Origin of the sequence: Microcoleus sp. B6-A1 (assembly GCF_036705085.1) — a bacterium.
Taxonomy (GTDB): domain Bacteria; phylum Cyanobacteriota; class Cyanobacteriia; order Cyanobacteriales; family Microcoleaceae; genus Microcoleus.
This window is the reverse complement of the sequence record NZ_JAUBTU010000007.1, coordinates 25,474-40,817: the sequence shown is the minus strand read 5'-3', so window position 1 is coordinate 40,817 and position 15,344 is coordinate 25,474. Positions and strand designations below refer to the sequence as shown.

General features: G+C 46.1%; 11 protein-coding genes. 3 read left to right on the top strand and 8 right to left on the bottom strand.

The genetic code is table 11. The features are described from left to right. Nucleotides 1–112 precede the first annotated feature (112 nt). Together QUB11_RS04035 and QUB11_RS04030 are read right to left on the bottom strand one after the other, a co-directional pair. Complete coding sequence (locus QUB11_RS04035) at nucleotides 113–5,929, bottom strand: HAMP domain-containing protein (protein WP_333201046.1); 5,817 nt, start codon at nucleotides 5,927–5,929, stop codon at nucleotides 113–115. A 292-nt stretch (nucleotides 5,930–6,221) separates the two neighbouring features. Further along, nucleotides 6,222–8,399 carry an FAD-dependent oxidoreductase gene (locus tag QUB11_RS04030; RefSeq protein WP_445300747.1) on the bottom strand — a complete coding sequence of 726 codons (2,178 nt, stop codon included), beginning with the start codon at nucleotides 8,397–8,399 and terminating at the stop codon, nucleotides 6,222–6,224. A 134-nt stretch (nucleotides 8,400–8,533) separates the two neighbouring features. Here QUB11_RS04030 and QUB11_RS04025 point away from each other — a divergent pair, with 134 nt between their 5' ends. From QUB11_RS04025 to QUB11_RS04015, 3 genes are all read left to right on the top strand, one after another. Continuing rightward, nucleotides 8,534–9,046: a hypothetical protein gene (locus QUB11_RS04025; RefSeq protein ID WP_333201050.1), complete on the top strand. Its 513-nt coding sequence runs from the start codon at nucleotides 8,534–8,536 to the stop codon at nucleotides 9,044–9,046. 90 nt (nucleotides 9,047–9,136) lie between these two features. Then, nucleotides 9,137–9,901: an aldolase/citrate lyase family protein gene (locus QUB11_RS04020; RefSeq protein WP_333201052.1), complete on the top strand. Its 765-nt coding sequence runs from the start codon at nucleotides 9,137–9,139 to the stop codon at nucleotides 9,899–9,901. A gap of 201 nt (nucleotides 9,902–10,102) precedes the next feature. After that, nucleotides 10,103–10,771 (top strand): 2OG-Fe dioxygenase family protein, encoded by a 669-nt coding sequence (locus QUB11_RS04015; RefSeq protein ID WP_333201054.1) that lies wholly within the window; start codon nucleotides 10,103–10,105, stop codon nucleotides 10,769–10,771. Between the two features lie 123 nt (nucleotides 10,772–10,894). On the opposite strand, the gene QUB11_RS04010 is transcribed toward QUB11_RS04015, so the two are convergent. From QUB11_RS04010 to QUB11_RS03985, 6 genes are all read right to left on the bottom strand, one after another. Next, nucleotides 10,895–11,383 (bottom strand): hypothetical protein, encoded by a 489-nt coding sequence (locus QUB11_RS04010; protein ID WP_333256334.1) that lies wholly within the window; start codon nucleotides 11,381–11,383, stop codon nucleotides 10,895–10,897. Nucleotides 11,384–11,869: 486 nt separating this feature from the next. Further along, nucleotides 11,870–12,283 carry a nuclear transport factor 2 family protein gene (locus QUB11_RS04005; RefSeq protein WP_190657739.1) on the bottom strand — a complete coding sequence of 138 codons (414 nt, stop codon included), beginning with the start codon at nucleotides 12,281–12,283 and terminating at the stop codon, nucleotides 11,870–11,872. 76 nt (nucleotides 12,284–12,359) lie between these two features. After that, nucleotides 12,360–13,199: a Uma2 family endonuclease gene (locus tag QUB11_RS04000; RefSeq protein ID WP_333201098.1), complete on the bottom strand. Its 840-nt coding sequence runs from the start codon at nucleotides 13,197–13,199 to the stop codon at nucleotides 12,360–12,362. Between the two features lie 74 nt (nucleotides 13,200–13,273). Next, nucleotides 13,274–14,269 (bottom strand): AEC family transporter, encoded by a 996-nt coding sequence (locus QUB11_RS03995; RefSeq protein WP_333201059.1) that lies wholly within the window; start codon nucleotides 14,267–14,269, stop codon nucleotides 13,274–13,276. Between the two features lie 523 nt (nucleotides 14,270–14,792). Continuing rightward, a complete protein-coding gene (locus QUB11_RS03990; protein WP_333038077.1) occupies nucleotides 14,793–14,999 on the bottom strand; it encodes a glycogen debranching protein in 207 nt (68 codons plus the stop codon). 71 nt (nucleotides 15,000–15,070) lie between these two features. Next, on the bottom strand, nucleotides 15,071–15,344 hold a 274-nt coding region (locus QUB11_RS03985), incomplete at its 5' end, for a hypothetical protein (protein ID WP_333389869.1).

The following is a 15,344-nucleotide window of genomic DNA, read 5'->3' as shown; positions in this document are numbered from 1 at the left end:
CTGCTGACTAATGACTAATGACTGTTGACTGTTGACTGTTGACTGCTGACTGTTGACTGCTGACTAATGACTAATGACTAATGACTAATGACTAATGACTAATGACTTCTTCCTATCGATAAAGCCAGACACGCAGCAGCGAGAGCAACTGTTCCGTATCAACAGGTTTGGTAATGTAGTCAGACGCACCAGCTTCGATACATTTTTCCCGATCGCCCTTCATAGCTTTCGCAGTAAGAGCAATCATTGGCAAGGAAGCAAATTGAGGCATATTACGAATTGCTTGCATGGTTTCGTAACCGTCCATCTCTGGCATCATCACGTCCATCAACACAATATTTATGCCAGGGGTATTTTGCAATTTAGCAATGCCCTCTCTGCCATTCTCAGCATACTCAATCTTCATTTTATGGCGCTCCAGCATACTCGTGAGGGCGAAAATATTCCGCATATCGTCGTCAACAATCAAGACTGTTTTGCCCGCCAGCGTCGAATCTGTTTGATACAATTGCTCTAGCATTTGGCGCTTCGGTTCCGGCAAATTTGCTTGGACTCGGTGCAAAAACAAAGCTGTTTCATCTAACAAACGTTCTGGCGATCGCACATCTTTAACAATGATTGTTTCGGCCATGCGCTTGAGTTGAGTTTCTTCGGATCGTGTCAACTCTTTGCCCGTATAAATAATAAGCGGCAGACTTTTCAAAGTAGCCTCTTGCTTGATCTGCTCTATCAGTTCAAAACCCGTCATATCTGGTAGTCCCAAATCGAGTACAACGCAGTCAAAATGCCCCGATTTCAAAATTGCTAGCGCCTCTGCACCACTCCCCACAGCCGTTGTAGAAACATCGTGATTGCCGATTAAATCCACAATGCCCAGACGCTGCGTTTCGTCGTCTTCCACGACTAGCAAATTCTTCACTGGCCGCTCCACAAACCCCTTAATATCAGTCAAAGCTTTGCTCAATGCTTCGCGACTGACAGGCTTTTGTAAGTAGGCGATCGCCCCTAACTGCAAACTACGCTGCCGCCCTTCTTCAACTGATACAATGTGAACCGGAATGTGGCGCGTACTTGGGTCGTGCTTCAAGCGATCGAGCACTGTCCAGCCATCCATCACAGGCAAATTTAGATCTAGCATAATCGCAGTTGGCTTGAACTCTCGCGCCATCGCCAAACCGATATCGCTCCGCAAAGCCACCAAACCTTTAAAACCCTGTTCCTGCGCCATATCCAACAGAATTCGAGCGAAGTTTACATCATCTTCAATAATCAAAAGCACGCGATCGTCACTCTCAATATTTTCTCGATCATCAGAGATTAAAGGTGAGGGGTAAGGCGCGATCGGCAAGTGGAAATTCGGCAAAGGAAGTGCGGGAGAATTAGCAGGGGGTAATTGAGGCGTTTGCTTGCCCGTCCCCGAACCCGTTTCATTCATTATTCGCGATTCTTGGTAAGTTTGTGGCAGATAAAGCGTGAACCTACTACCCTCACCAGGGCGACTTGTCAATTTAATTTCTCCACCTAACAAATTAGCGATTTCTCTACTAATTGACAAACCCAAACCCGTTCCCCCGTATTTGCGGCTAGTGCTACCATCTGCTTGTTGGAAAGCCTCAAAAATAACCCTGTGTTTTTCAGCAGAAATCCCAATCCCGGTATCGCTAACTGAGAAAGCCAAAACAGTAGGGGAACTCCTTAAACTTTCTATCTCTAAACTCCACCCTTCCCGCGCTACTTCCGCACGCAATTTCACCTCACCTCGCTCTGTAAACTTAAACGCATTAGAGAGGAGATTCTTCAAAACTTGTTGCAGGCGTTTAGCATCAGTATAGAGACCTTTTGGCAACCCAGCCTCAAGCTCTATTTTAAAACTCAACTTCTTATCCTGGGCGATTTGGCGGAAAGTCCGATCCAAATGATCTCGCAAGTCCGTAAACAACACTTGCTCAATTTCCACGGACATCGTGCCCGATTCAATCTTAGCGAGATCCAAGATGTCATTAATCAGCCCCAGCAAATCATTTCCCGCCGAGTAAATTGTGCGCGTGTATTCAACTTGCTTCAGAGTCAAATTGCCTTCAGTATTGTCAGAAAGCAATCGAGCCAGAATCAACAGCGAATTTAGCGGAGTTCGCAACTCGTGAGACATATTTGCCAGAAACTCCGACTTATACTTAGAAGTTAGAGCCAACTGTTCGGCTCTTTCTTCCAACAACCCCCTCGCCTGTTCGATATCTCGGTTTTTCCGCTCAACTTCCTTATTTTGCAGCGCTAGCAATTCAGCTTGTTCTTCTAGTTCTTCATTCGTTTGTTGCAACTCTTCCTGCTGACTCTTCAACAGTTCCTCAGATGCGCGGAGTGACTGCGCTTGCTGTTCGAGACGCTTGTTAGTTTCCGTTAGTTCTTTTTGCTGAGTTTGTAACTCTTCTGCCAAAGACTGTGACTGTTTCAGCAACTCTTCCGTCCGCATACTCGCCGCAATTGTATTTAAGACAATTGCGATACTTTCTGTAAGTTGGTCGAGGAATGTCAAGTGTATTTCGCTGAAGCGGCGGAACGAAGCTAACTCGATTACTGCCGTCACTTGTCCCTCAAATAGTACGGGTAAAACCACCACATTCAACGGCGTAGATTCTCCCAGTCCCGATCCAATTTTAACGTAGTTTTCCGGCACTTCTGTCAACAGTATGCGTTCCTTTTCCAGGGCGCACTGTCCTACCAAACCTTCGCCTAAATGGAATCTATTTCCTAACTGTTTGCGTTCGCGGTATGCGTAGGTACTTAACAGTTTGAGAAACGGATCATGTTCGACAGATTCCATCATGAAGAAGACGCCATGCTGAGCAGACACCAGCGGCGTCAATTCTGATAGAATTAGTTTAGAAACAGTTTCTAAATCCCGCTGACCTTGTAGCATTCGAGTGAACTTAGCAAGGTTTGTTTTCAGCCAATCTTGCTCAGTATTCTTCTGCGTCGTCTCCCGGAGATTGGCGATCATCTGGTTAATGTTGTCCTTAACAATGGCAACTTCTCCTTCCGTGGCGACGGAAATTGACCTCGTTAAATCGCCTCTGGTAACAGCAATTGCCACTTCTGCAATCGCCCGCAACTGAGTAGTCAAATTCGCCGCCAACTCATTCACATTATCCGTCAAATCTCGCCACGTCCCCGCCGCGCCCGGAACCTTCGCCTGGCCGCCCAATTTCCCTTCAATTCCCACTTCCCGCGCCACTGTAGTAACTTGATCGGCAAACGTCGCCAGCGTATCAATCATTTCGTTAATCGTATCTGCCAGAGTCGCAATTTCTCCCTTAGCTTCCAGCATTAATTTGCGCTTCAAATCGCCATTCGCCACCGCCGTCACAACCTTAGCAATACCCCGCACTTGCGCTGTCAAATTCCCCGCCATCGAGTTTACGTTGTCGGTTAAATCTTTCCAAGTTCCCGCAACTCCTTTCACCTCAGCTTGACCGCCCAATTTACCCTCAGTCCCCACCTCCCGCGCCACCCGCGTCACCTCAGAAGCGAAGGAATTAAGCTGATCCACCATCACGTTAATAGTATCTTTCAACTCCAGAATTTCGCCTTTGACATCGACGGTGATTTTCTTAGACAAATCGCCATTTGCCACCGCTTTCGTCACTTCCGCAATATTCCGCACCTGCGCCGTCAAATTCCCCGCCATCAAGTTAACATTATCGGTTAAATCTTTCCAAGTTCCCCCTACACCCCGCACGTAAGCTTGCACACCTAATTTACCTTCCGTTCCTACTTCCCTAGCAACTCTGGTTACTTCTGATGCGAAGGAACTCAACTGATCCACCATGATGTTAATCGTGTTTTTCAGTTCGAGAATTTCCCCTTTAACATCTACTGTAATTTTCTTGGATAAATCGCCATTGGCCACAGCGGTTGTCACTTCGGCAATGTTACGCACTTGTGCTGTTAAATTCCCCGCCATCGAGTTAACTGAATCCGTTAAATCTTTCCAAGTTCCCGCAACTCCTTTAACTTCAGCTTGCACGCCTAATTTCCCTTCCGTTCCCACTTCCCTCGCAACCCTGGTTACTTCAGAGGCGAAGGAATTTAACTGATCCACCATCGTGTTGACGGTGTTTTTCAACTCCAGAATTTCACCTTTAACATCTACAGTAATTTTCTTCGACAAGTCGCCATTTGCCACAGCAGTCGTAACAGCCGCAATATTCCGTACTTGTTCGGTCAAACTACCCGCCATGAAGTTAACGCTATCCGTTAAATCCTTCCAAGTTCCTGCTACGCCTCGCACATCCGCTTGACCGCCGAGTTTACCTTCCGAACCCACTTCTCTGGCAACCCTGGTTACTTCAGATGCGAAGGAATTAAGCTGATCCACCATCACGTTAATGGTGTTTTTTAGTTCTAAAATTTCGCCTTTAACCTGTACCGTAATTTTTTTAGATAAGTCACCGTTAGCAACCGCCGTCGTCACCTCAGCAATGTTGCGGACTTGTGCGGTAAGATTGCCGGCCATTGAGTTAACTGAATCCGTTAAATCTTTCCAGGTTCCTGCTACTTCTTGCACTTCTGCTTGTACGCCTAATTTCCCTTCCGTTCCCACTTCCCTAGCAACCCTGGTTACTTCAGATGCGAAGGAATTTAACTGGTCAACCATCGTGTTGACGGTGTTTTTCAGTTCGAGAATTTCGCCTTTAACATCTACGGTAATTTTCTTAGATAAATCGCCCTTGGCCACAGCGGTTGTCACTTCAGCGATGTTCCGCACTTGTGCTGTCAAACTGCCTGCCATGAAGTTAACGCTATCCGTTAAATCCTTCCAAGTTCCGGCAACTCCTTTCACCTCAGCTTGACCGCCGAGTTTGCCTTCGGAACCTACTTCCCTAGCAACTCTGGTTACTTCAGATGCGAAGGAATTTAACTGATCCACCATGATGTTAATAGTGTTTTTTAACTCCAGAATTTCACCTTTAACATCTACTGTAATTTTTTTAGATAAGTCACCATTTGCCACAGCCGTCGTCACGTCGGCAATATTCCGTACTTGTGCGGTAAGATTGCCGGCCATTGAGTTAACTGAATCCGTTAAATCTTTCCAGGTTCCAGCAACTCCCCGCACTTCAGCTTGCACCCCTAATTTGCCTTCCGTTCCTACTTCCCTAGCAACTCTGGTTACTTCAGATGCGAAGGAACTCAACTGATCCACCATGATGTTAATCGTGTTTTTCAGTTCGAGAATTTCCCCTTTAACATCTACTGTAATTTTCTTGGATAAATCGCCATTGGCCACAGCCGTCGTCACTTCGGCAATGTTACGCACTTGTGCTGTTAAATTCCCCGCCATCGAGTTAACTGAATCCGTTAAATCTTTCCAGGTTCCAGCAACTCCTTTAACTTCTGCTTGCACGCCTAATTTCCCTTCGGTTCCCACTTCCCTAGCCACCCGCGTTACTTCCGACGCAAAGGAGCTCAACTGGTCTACCATTGTGTTAACAATTTGCGCGGTTTGGAGGAATTCTCCTTTGAGGGGTCTGTCTTCTATTTCTAAGGCGATAGTTTGCGATAAATCTCCTTTTGCTACGGCCCGAATTACTCTGGCGGTTTCAGAGGTTGGTTGCACTAAATCTGTAATTAGGGTATTGACAGAGTTGACGCTAGCTGCCCATGACCCCTCGGCGCTGCCGATGGTGGCCCGCTGGGCGATTTTGCCTTCTTTACCGACAACTGTGCCGATGCGATCGAGTTCGGCCGCCATTCTCTCATTGAGATCGATAATGTCGTTAAGTTCGTCAGCAATTTTCCCCGCTAGACCGGTCTGGTCTATGGGCATCCGAACTGAAAAGTCCCCTTTTTTGACTGCTACTAAGGTTCTGAGTAACTGTTTGGCATAACCATTATTGGAATTGGGGCTTGTTATCTGTGCAGTTGACATGACCGTTACCTTTGACGAGTTTGAAGGGGAAGGGGGGAATATTTTTGAGATTATTGATATTATCCGACTAAAGCAGTGTCTGATTGCTTCTATCGAAAGATGGATGACAAATTGCTGTTTATCAGCTATTTTGTTATTGGTTATTTTATACGGGTTAGCAAACTCTTCTTGCTAACCAGTTAATTGTGGGGTGTCAGGAACAGGCCCGAAAGCCTGTTCCACCCTGTTCCACACAGAGTGAATTTTATTGTAGGGCGGGCAGGATGCCAGCGCTACAGATTACCAACTGCGATTATTTCCAATTTTGCCACGAACTATTGAAAATAGAAGTACCCGGAAAGGCGATGGGATTGGCATTTTGTTGCAACCGCAACTGTAACACTTCCAAGTTTGGCTCGCGGGATGGCAATTCGTCCACTAATTCATAAGGGAGAATCCCCTTTTCTAGGGAAAAAGCAGCCGTAACTCCCGCCGCCACACCGGCAGACCATTCAAAAGAATGCACTCGATAAGCAGCGGCCGCTGTGTGGCTAACAGCAATACTTTTACCCGCCACTAACATATTGTCAATTTTCTGAGGAATCATTGCCCGCAGCGGAATTTGGAAGGGATAAGCTTGCCCTTGACCTTTGCGAGTGCCTTCGCGTTCGGTATTTCCTGGTGCTTCCGGCGGACTGTTGGTCATGCAGGGGTGAAAGTCGATCGCATAATGACCAATACCCACAGAATCAGGATAAATCGTAGCGCGCGATCGCGATTTTGTATCCTCAACAGATTGACTTCCCACAGCCAAAGCCGGCGCATTCAAACCACCCACAGCTAACCACAACTTCCGATACTCTTCCTCCGACAAATTCTGGCGGTAAAAATCAGCCGTAAAGTCAGTGCGAGACATATCAACTTCCCACACCGTAAAACCTTGAGGCTGATTGAAACTCGGCCGCCCAATAATGCGTCGGCCCTCCCGCATATAAGGATATTTAGAAAGTCCGTGCACCGTCCCCATCGGCGAATCCAACCCGCTCAAAAAACGATTGTTTGGATTAGGCTTTTTGACTCCCTCTCCTAGCTGCGAGTCAGTAGTTCCTGTTACCAGCCAGTAGAAAAATCCTTTGGCATTTTCCTCTCCCTTTCGCAAAGTTTCCGTTCGCAAACCGCCCATCCATCCCCCCGGTTGCAGTTGACCTGCTTCTTCCAACTGCTGGCGAGTGTAAATTAAATTATCTTGAGAATTGCCGGGACGATAGTCATTGCCCCAAGTCCAGTTTTGCATCGAAATATCCCCCGGATAAATCGGGAATTGCTTCGGGTCTGAAGGTCGCTTTTGATCCGGTCTCATGCTCCTGATTTGGCGGTAGCTGAAAACCAAGGGAAAGCTCGCCAATCTCTGCAATTCGTAACTGTAGTAAGGAGCGTATTGTTGATAAAAAGACGGCACTTGATGCTGCTGCGGTTCCTTCGTTGCCTCCATTGCAAAGGTGTAGGTAAAACCTTGAGTGCAGTAAGCATCGCCGGTGGGGCTGGCGGAGGAAGGTTCAAGAGGGGAACGCGGGTCAATTCCGAGGCGGTAGGGAACATCGGCAAGTCCGATCAATTCACCTGTTTCAGTGGCATCTACAACGTACCAATCAGCAGCCCCCCTACTGCCAGAAGGGGAGGAACTGGTGGAATTCCCCCCTTGTAAAGGGGAACTGGTGGAATTCCCCCCCCTTGGTAAGGGGGGGTTAGGGGGGGTTCCAGATGCTTTAGGAATAAACCGAATAATAGTTTTGTTAAATCGCGGAGAATTTTCGTAGCGATAGGCATCTTCGATAGTCTGAGAAAGAGTTTCGGTGTTGATTGGCCCGGTGTTGGGGGCCGGTTTGTGTTGAATGGCGATCGCACTTTTAATTTGTTGACCCCCAACCGTATTCCCCGCCACAGCAGGAGTAATTGCTAGTTCTTTAATAACTGTATTGGGAAACCATTTCAGCGTGCCTTTGCCTTTTCTAGCGGCATCCTGCAAGATGTTAAATAGAATTTTGTGACCGTCGTAGGGCATGAAACAGGAATAGCTAACCCAACAGCCTCCGGGATTTAGCCGGCCGTAATGTTCCTTGATCCGTTCCCGCAATTCGAGGTAGCCGCGGGGGTAAAATAAGAGCGATCGCTGAGTATCTCTTTCATCGAGTGCGGAAGTTCCCTGGGAGGAAATTTGACCGCCTACCCAGTCAGTAATTTCAGTGAGGCAAACTGTGCGCCCCGCCAGCAAACCTTCGTAAGCGGTAGCAGCGCCGGAGAGCCCGCCGCCTGCTACTAGAATGTCGCAAGTTTCAGCAGTGTCGGGATTGCGACCCGGTGCGGCAAATACTGGCGAAATGCTCCCTATCGCGGAAATTATGCCGAGGGTGAGGCTAAGGATCGATCGACCTTTGAGCAAAAATAGATACTGTCGAAGTTTCATCGGAGATTGTGGAATTAATTTTGACATAGCCCGAAAAACACTCCTCCCATCTAAATGTTTATTTTGCAGTATACTGGTATTTCGCGGTGTTGTCAGGGAAAACTTTTTTAGATAAGAGGCATTAATACCAGCAACAACTATTGAACAGCCGGATCTACCTTATGCTCAAAATCGTCAAATTTTTTAGGTCATTCATTCCTTTTGAGAGTTTAACAATTACCACCAGTTTAACTTATTCGGAAGTTTTACGCAGGTTAGACGAAGTTGTTACTCCTCCCAAAGTTTTTAGAATAATTATACCCTTTGGTCAACCCCCTGCAAAACCCTATGAAGGAACGATTTATGGCAAAAAATTCAAAATTAATCGCATCATCATCGGGAGACATTTATTGTTCCCAATTATACAAGGAGATATACATAATCAACAGTTCGGTTGTTCCATCAGAATTAGGATGAGTTTACATACAACAGTTATAGGAATTCTGATTCTTTGGCTGTGGACAACTGGCAGTATAGGAATGTTTTCTTTATTTGCTTGGTTAGTAGAACCATCCGTGGGAGCCATATTTTTACCAATCTTAGGAATGTTTATTTGTGGCTGGCTTTTGTGCTTGATTCCCTTTAAGATTGAAGCAAAAGCAGCTACCAAATTTTTAGCGATACTCTTAACCTAAAATAATTTGTAACCGCAATATTTTAGTTGTATTATTAAAAATAATCTGGGTTCATCGGCATTCATCTGCGGTAAAAAAAAGTCCAAAATTATGCGTCAAAACCAACTGAAACAAAAAATTAAACAAGGCGAAACAGTCCTCGGTTTATTTATGAACTGCGCTTATCCCGCATTCATGGAAATATGCGGTCACGCTGGATTTGATTTCGCCGTTATCGATATGGAACACGGGCCCCTGAACCCGCTTGCTGCTGAAGATTTGTGTCGCGCCGCCGACTGCACTGGAATTGCACCGATTATTCGTGTCCGCAAAAACGACGGGCCGCAAATTCAACGAGCTCTTGATATCGGCAGTGCAGGCGTTCAAGTACCTCAAATAGAAAGCAAAATCGATGCCGAAACCGCTGTCAAAAGCGCTAAATACAGTCCTCTGGGCACGCGAGGCCTTTCCTTCGCTACGCGGGCGGGGCTTTACACCGCTGCAGGTACAAATATCACCGACAAACTCAACGAAGAATCCTTAGTTGTGATTCATGTCGAAGGCAAAGGCGGCATCGACAACCTGGCAGAAATTGTTACTGTGCCAGAGGTGGACGTGATTTTTCTGGGGCCTTACGATTTGTCACAGTCGATCGGCATTCCCGGTCAAGTCCGCGATCCCCGAGTCATCGACATGATGCAAGAGGCAGTGCAAACCATCCGCAAAGCAGGCAAAGCCGCCGGTACTTTTGCCGAAAACCCCGAAATCGCCCAGCAGTGGATTGATGCTGGCGTTCAGTACGTTGCACTTGGGGTCGATGTTGCCGTTTTCCTGCGGGCCTGTCAGTCGCTGGTGAAAGCAGTCAATCGATTTTAGATTTTAGATTTTAGATTTTAGATTGGGGATTTTGGATTAAAAGAAGAACCAGCCCCGGATTCATCTTGCAAGCTTTACGATATCTTTGCAATTTTTGTAGTGTCTTTTACGACACATCCAAAAAACCTGCGCTAGAGTAGAAGCATACACCTCCTCCAGGCAAAATTAGGGAGGGGAGCAAGGCTTCAGGGAGTAAAATCTATGAAAACCGTATTAGAATCCATTCATTTGGATTATGCCTTCATGTTTACTTTCAAAAAAGTAAACTCGATTAAGCTAGAAGGTTTCAAGGAATTTTTTGACGATATGCCTGTCGATCCGTATGTGAAAGGTAAGTATCGTTCGAGAAGATTATCGCGGTTTGCAGTCAACGGAAATGAGTTAGTTAAGTTACCTCACGGCTATTTGTATCAAAGCAAAACATACAATCCGCTAGTGGGTGATATCAGGCGGGAATTTGCCGAATTGGACGATCGACTAATCGCCCTCGATAATTTCAAACAGATGATTTTTGCTTTTTTCGATTCCTGCAAAATTCACCCTGAAGCTGAAATCGGCATCCATCAAATCAGGACAACTTGTTCGCCGCACAATTTCGGCAACCCCGCACCGGAAGGCATTCACCAAGACGGTACTGACTTTATCGGGATTTTCTCGGTGGACAGAACTAATATTGTCGGCGGGGAAACGCATTTGTACTTGGCTAAAAAAGAGAAGCCTGTTTTTAATAAAATTCTGCAGCCAGGGGAATTGCTGTTAGTTAACGACCACGAATTTTTCCACTTTACTACGCCGATTAAACCGGAATCTGAAGGAGTGGGAACCAGGGATGTCTTTGTGCTGACTTCTCCGAGTTTGCTTACCGATTGAGGATAAAGTCTGGGACGAATAACCTAATGATGTAGGGTGCGCGCCGCGCACCTTACTTCGATTACCCATTACTGCATCCCACAGATCACCTTTTGGTTGCGCCCCTCCCCATTTCAATGATGGTTAATGCTTGGGAAAATCGATTCCTGAAATTGATATTCCTTCCATCTTCTCCACATATCGTCCTTGAGCCGCTACACATTCTGCCATTTTTTTAGCTTGTATGGGTTCACTCCTTCGATCGGGGGAGATACCTCTATACTCCCATGTACCGCGAATGTCGCCAGAGAATGCTTTTCCATTGTTTTTTAATACTAGCTCCGTGCCAGTTGCATCAATATAGTATTTCCCATTTTCCAAAGACACGCTGCTAATTGTGATAGATTCGACGCCTTTGTAGGGATTTGCAGGGCCATCGACGATCTTGATGCAGATTCTATTGTTTTGATGTGCAATCTCTCTACGGGAGTTATTGAACATTGTTCCTTGAGCGTAGTAAGCTCCTGTGGGTAAAATTGTAGAGCCCTGTTGATTACTTTGAGCAGAGGACAATGATGAGATTGACAGAAGGATAGAACTAACAATTAGTGTTTCGATCGCCAAAAATTTCATTTGCAACAAAACTCCATTAAAATTGTTTTTTCAGATTGTACACGATCGCAGATGCTCTATAAACTTCTCTAGAGTTCTTGCAAAAGTCAAATTCACCCCCCGCAAGTCCCCCTTATTAAGCGGGGAAACAAGAATAATCTTGCCTCCTCCCCTGATTCAATGGGAGGGTTGGGGTGGGGTGCCTTGTATTTTTGCAAGAGTTCTAATCATCACTAAAGTCCTGACTACAAACCTTTCGTTAGTAGTGAGGGCTTTATTCGTCTTTCTGGCATTGAGTAGACTTCTTGCAAAAGTCCTTTCGATCAAATTTTCGGACGGGCAAGATGCCCATCCCACAAGAGAAAAAACTTTTTGTGGGACGGGCATCTTGCCCGTCCCAGCTATTTTTGCAAGAGGTCTAGGCAATCATGACTAAAGTCCTTACTACAAACCTGCATATTTTCCTAAAAAACCAGGTTTATGCGTCTAACAACTCACCGATAAATCTTATCGAAACTTCCGTTCAGACTCTTGAATGGGAACATCATTAATACTAGCTTCACGTCTTCGCATTAACCCATTTTCGGCAAATTCCCACTGTTCATTACCATAGGCGCGATACCAGTAGCCAGAATCATCGTGCCACTCATACTCAAATCGAACAGAAATCCGATTATCTGTAAAACTCCACAGTTCTTTCTTTAAACGGTAATCTAATTCCTTTGCCCATTTTCGTCTTAAAAAAGCCTTGATTTCTTCCCGTCCGCTGAAGAATTCGGCACGGTTTCGCCACTGAGAATCTTCCGTATAAGCTAAGGCTACTCGTTCTGGATCGCGGGTATTCCAGGCATCTTCAGCAGCTTGAACTTTGGCTTTAGCCGTTTCCAACGTAAAGGGCGGTAGAGGTGGTTTAGTTTCCATCAGCTTGGTTTTTTGTGATTGTAAAAGGTAAGGTGCGGGATGCTCGCGCTACAGAGAGAGTTTTGGGAATTTGATATCAATCCTCAGCATCGGGATCGATTCCCATTGCTCGCAGTCGATCGGCTAACTGGGCGGCTTTTCGCTCTGCTTGTTCGGCTCTTTCCCGTTCTTGTTCGGCTCTTTCCCGTTCTTGTTCGGCTCTTTCCCGTTCTTGTTCGACCCTGCCCCGCTCAATTTCAACTTGTTCGGAGCCAGTTAACAGCAAATTCCCCTGCGAATCCCACCACCGCAGCCAAAGCAGTTCTTGATTTTGATAGCTTCCCTGCCACAGTCCCAATTCTACATCTAGTACAGGAATGGGATAGTGACCGCGTTCGTTTGGCTCCATCCTTCGATACCCAAAATCTATTAGGTGATAGACCTCTAAATTGCCCGTTCTCATTTCATAAATGCCGTAGTAAGGGATGCGGATAATTCTCTCGTACACCCAAAACTTACCGGGTTTAGTTGTTGTACCGTCGGCCGCCACAGAAAGCGGAGTACGATCGCGCTCTTCCTCTCCATTACCACTAGCAAATTCTAAAGCAATGAACGGAGCCATGTGTTCCCGCCAAAGTACATAAGAACGGCGAAAACCATCGAGTGTTGCGGGTACATTCGGCACGTAAAACCAATCCGGTGCTTCTGCACCTCGTTCTGGCGGGTCAGTTTCTCGCCAGTAAATGCCGCAATCTTGCCCGATCGCATATTGTCCGTCTGGATGCAGCCGCTCTACAACCGGCCCGATCGAATCTGTCAGAATGATGCTCTGAGGATGCTCCTGAAAATTTTTCACAAATGTACCGTCTTCGTCTGGCAGTTGGGTATGGTCGGGGAATGCAGGAGGCAGACCTGTAGCAGTTATTGTCTCATTCATCGTCTTTTCCGTGCAGTTATTGTTCATTGTACTGCGAAATTTTATAGCAATCTGATTTGAAACTTTAGCTAATATTAACTAAACCCAGCTAACCACAGCGGAAGCATCAACAGCAAACCGACAGAAGTGATGGCGATGCTGCTAGCTAACAAATCGCGATCGAGCTCGTAGACTTCTGCTAAAATCAGCACGGAAAGAGCTGTGGGCGTTCCCGACATCAACACCAACACAAACCTCGGATCGCCACTCAATCCGAAATAACTAGCACCCAATCCGATTAGCACCGGCACAATTACCACTTTTAACAGCGACGGGATTAACGCCAGTTCAAAACTTTCCCATTTCTTAATAGACCTCAGCCGGATGCCAACCAGCAGCAAAGCACTGGCAATTACCACCCAAACAGCAGTCTGCAATCCCGATTCCACTGTTTCGGGCAGGGGGATGTTTCTAGTATAAAAACCAATTAAAAATGCCCAGAGAGCGGGAACTGTCAGCACGTCCCGGATCTGAGTCCACCAGTGTTTTTTTTGCTCCGAGTTCCCGAAATAGCTAGCAATAAATACACCGAAACAATAAGTTCCAATAACGTTGTTAGTGACGCTGTACAAGACAGCCCAGTTGGTGTTATCGGTGCTGATGATAGACGGGGTGATTGCTAATCCAACAAAGCCCGTATTCCCTAACATCGAAGCTAGGATAAAACTCCCTTCGCTCGATCGCTTCAGGGAATTAAAATTTACTAAGAATAAATTTACCAGAGAATTCTTGCCCTGAAAATAGGGCTTTTTGATGTGGGCCGCACTCAGCCTACGCAATAATACCCAAGTCAGCCAAGCACAACTCGTACTCAGAAATAACACGAATATGGCGATCGCCGGCGTGAATCCCACAGCACCCGAAAAATCGCTCTGACGGGCTAAAACTAGAATTTGCAGCGGTATCCCAATCCAGAAAAGAAAGTGGCTCAGCAGCTTGGGAAAATCAACTGGGATGTACCGAAACAGCAGCAGTCCTAAGCCCGTCCAGATAACTAGAGGCGTATAAGCGTGAAATAAGGTTTCAATCATAAAAATTTAACTAGACAATTGGAAATGCCTCTATCTATTAATAGTAATCCTAAAATCACTTTAAGAAATGCGAATTGTCGTTAGCGGAACCCTCGAAGAGGATCGCACTTGCACGCTTTTTCGTCCTAGCGTGTTGGCAGCACTGCAGGCCCGAAAATTTCCGCCCAAATTCCCGCACCTTCCAGGCCACAATCCTCAGACTAGCAGCCCCAAATGCTGGTAGCTTTTTGCCTTCTGTTTCACAAAACCTCTGTTAATTTGACCAATGTGCGATCGAGTTATCTGAGAGCATCTCAATGAAAGCCGCCCTCCGCTAGAAATTCGAGTTAGGAGTCAGGAGTCAGGAGCCAGGAGAAAAGAGGAAGAAGGAAGAAGGAAGAAGGAAGGAGCCAGAAGAAGTGTTTTTACAAATATGAGATGCTCCCAGTTATCTTGCCTTGGACGAACAGACGTGCAACGTTTTCCTGCCACTTCGATCGAACGGAAACAGGGCGAGACTAAAGTGGCTGATGACTTGCACTAATCAATTCAATTTCAAAGCATTAACAGGCACCTCATCCCAAGAACTAACAGTCCGCAAGGTAGCAACCCAGCCCTGCTGTTTTTGCTCTGCCGTCAAATTCTTCTCAAAAGATTCGTGGCAATCCTTCGCTTGAGTCTCATCGCAACAAGCAATGCAAGAATAAAGAATACCAGACGGATCGATTTGCTCGTTTACCCAAATAATCACGATCTACTCTCCCAATTAACTTAACTCTTATCTAAATTTTCCTATATTTTTGTCAATTAATTAGGTCGGTATTAATTAACCCTAGTGCGGCATTTTAGGTTAACAGGCAAGATGCCTGTGCCACACACAGGCAAGATGCCTGTTCCATACACAGGCAAGATGCCTGTTCCATACACAGGCAAGATGCCTGTTTCACACACAGGCAAGATGCCTGTTCCATACACAGGCAAGATGCCTGTTTCACACACAGGCAAGATGCCTGTTCCACACACAGGCAAGATGCCTGTTTCACACACAGGCAAGATGCCTGTTCCACACACAGGCAAGATGCCTGTTTCACACACA

Excerpts from the sequence above, each read along its gene's own strand:
- QUB11_RS04030 (WP_445300747.1), bottom strand. The coding sequence starts at position 8,399 with ATGTCAAAATTAATTCCACAATCTCCGATGAAACTTCGACAGTATCTA.
- QUB11_RS04010 (WP_333256334.1), bottom strand. The coding sequence starts at position 11,383 with ATGAAATTTTTGGCGATCGAAACACTAATTGTTAGTTCTATCCTTCTG.
- QUB11_RS04000 (WP_333201098.1), bottom strand. The coding sequence starts at position 13,199 with ATGAATGAGACAATAACTGCTACAGGTCTGCCTCCTGCATTCCCCGAC.
- QUB11_RS04025 (WP_333201050.1), top strand. The coding sequence starts at position 8,534 with ATGCTCAAAATCGTCAAATTTTTTAGGTCATTCATTCCTTTTGAGAGT.
- QUB11_RS04005 (WP_190657739.1), bottom strand. The coding sequence starts at position 12,283 with ATGGAAACTAAACCACCTCTACCGCCCTTTACGTTGGAAACGGCTAAA.
- QUB11_RS04035 (WP_333201046.1), bottom strand. The coding sequence starts at position 5,929 with ATGTCAACTGCACAGATAACAAGCCCCAATTCCAATAATGGTTATGCC.
- QUB11_RS04020 (WP_333201052.1), top strand. The coding sequence starts at position 9,137 with ATGCGTCAAAACCAACTGAAACAAAAAATTAAACAAGGCGAAACAGTC.
- QUB11_RS04015 (WP_333201054.1), top strand. The coding sequence starts at position 10,103 with ATGAAAACCGTATTAGAATCCATTCATTTGGATTATGCCTTCATGTTT.
- QUB11_RS03995 (WP_333201059.1), bottom strand. The coding sequence starts at position 14,269 with ATGATTGAAACCTTATTTCACGCTTATACGCCTCTAGTTATCTGGACG.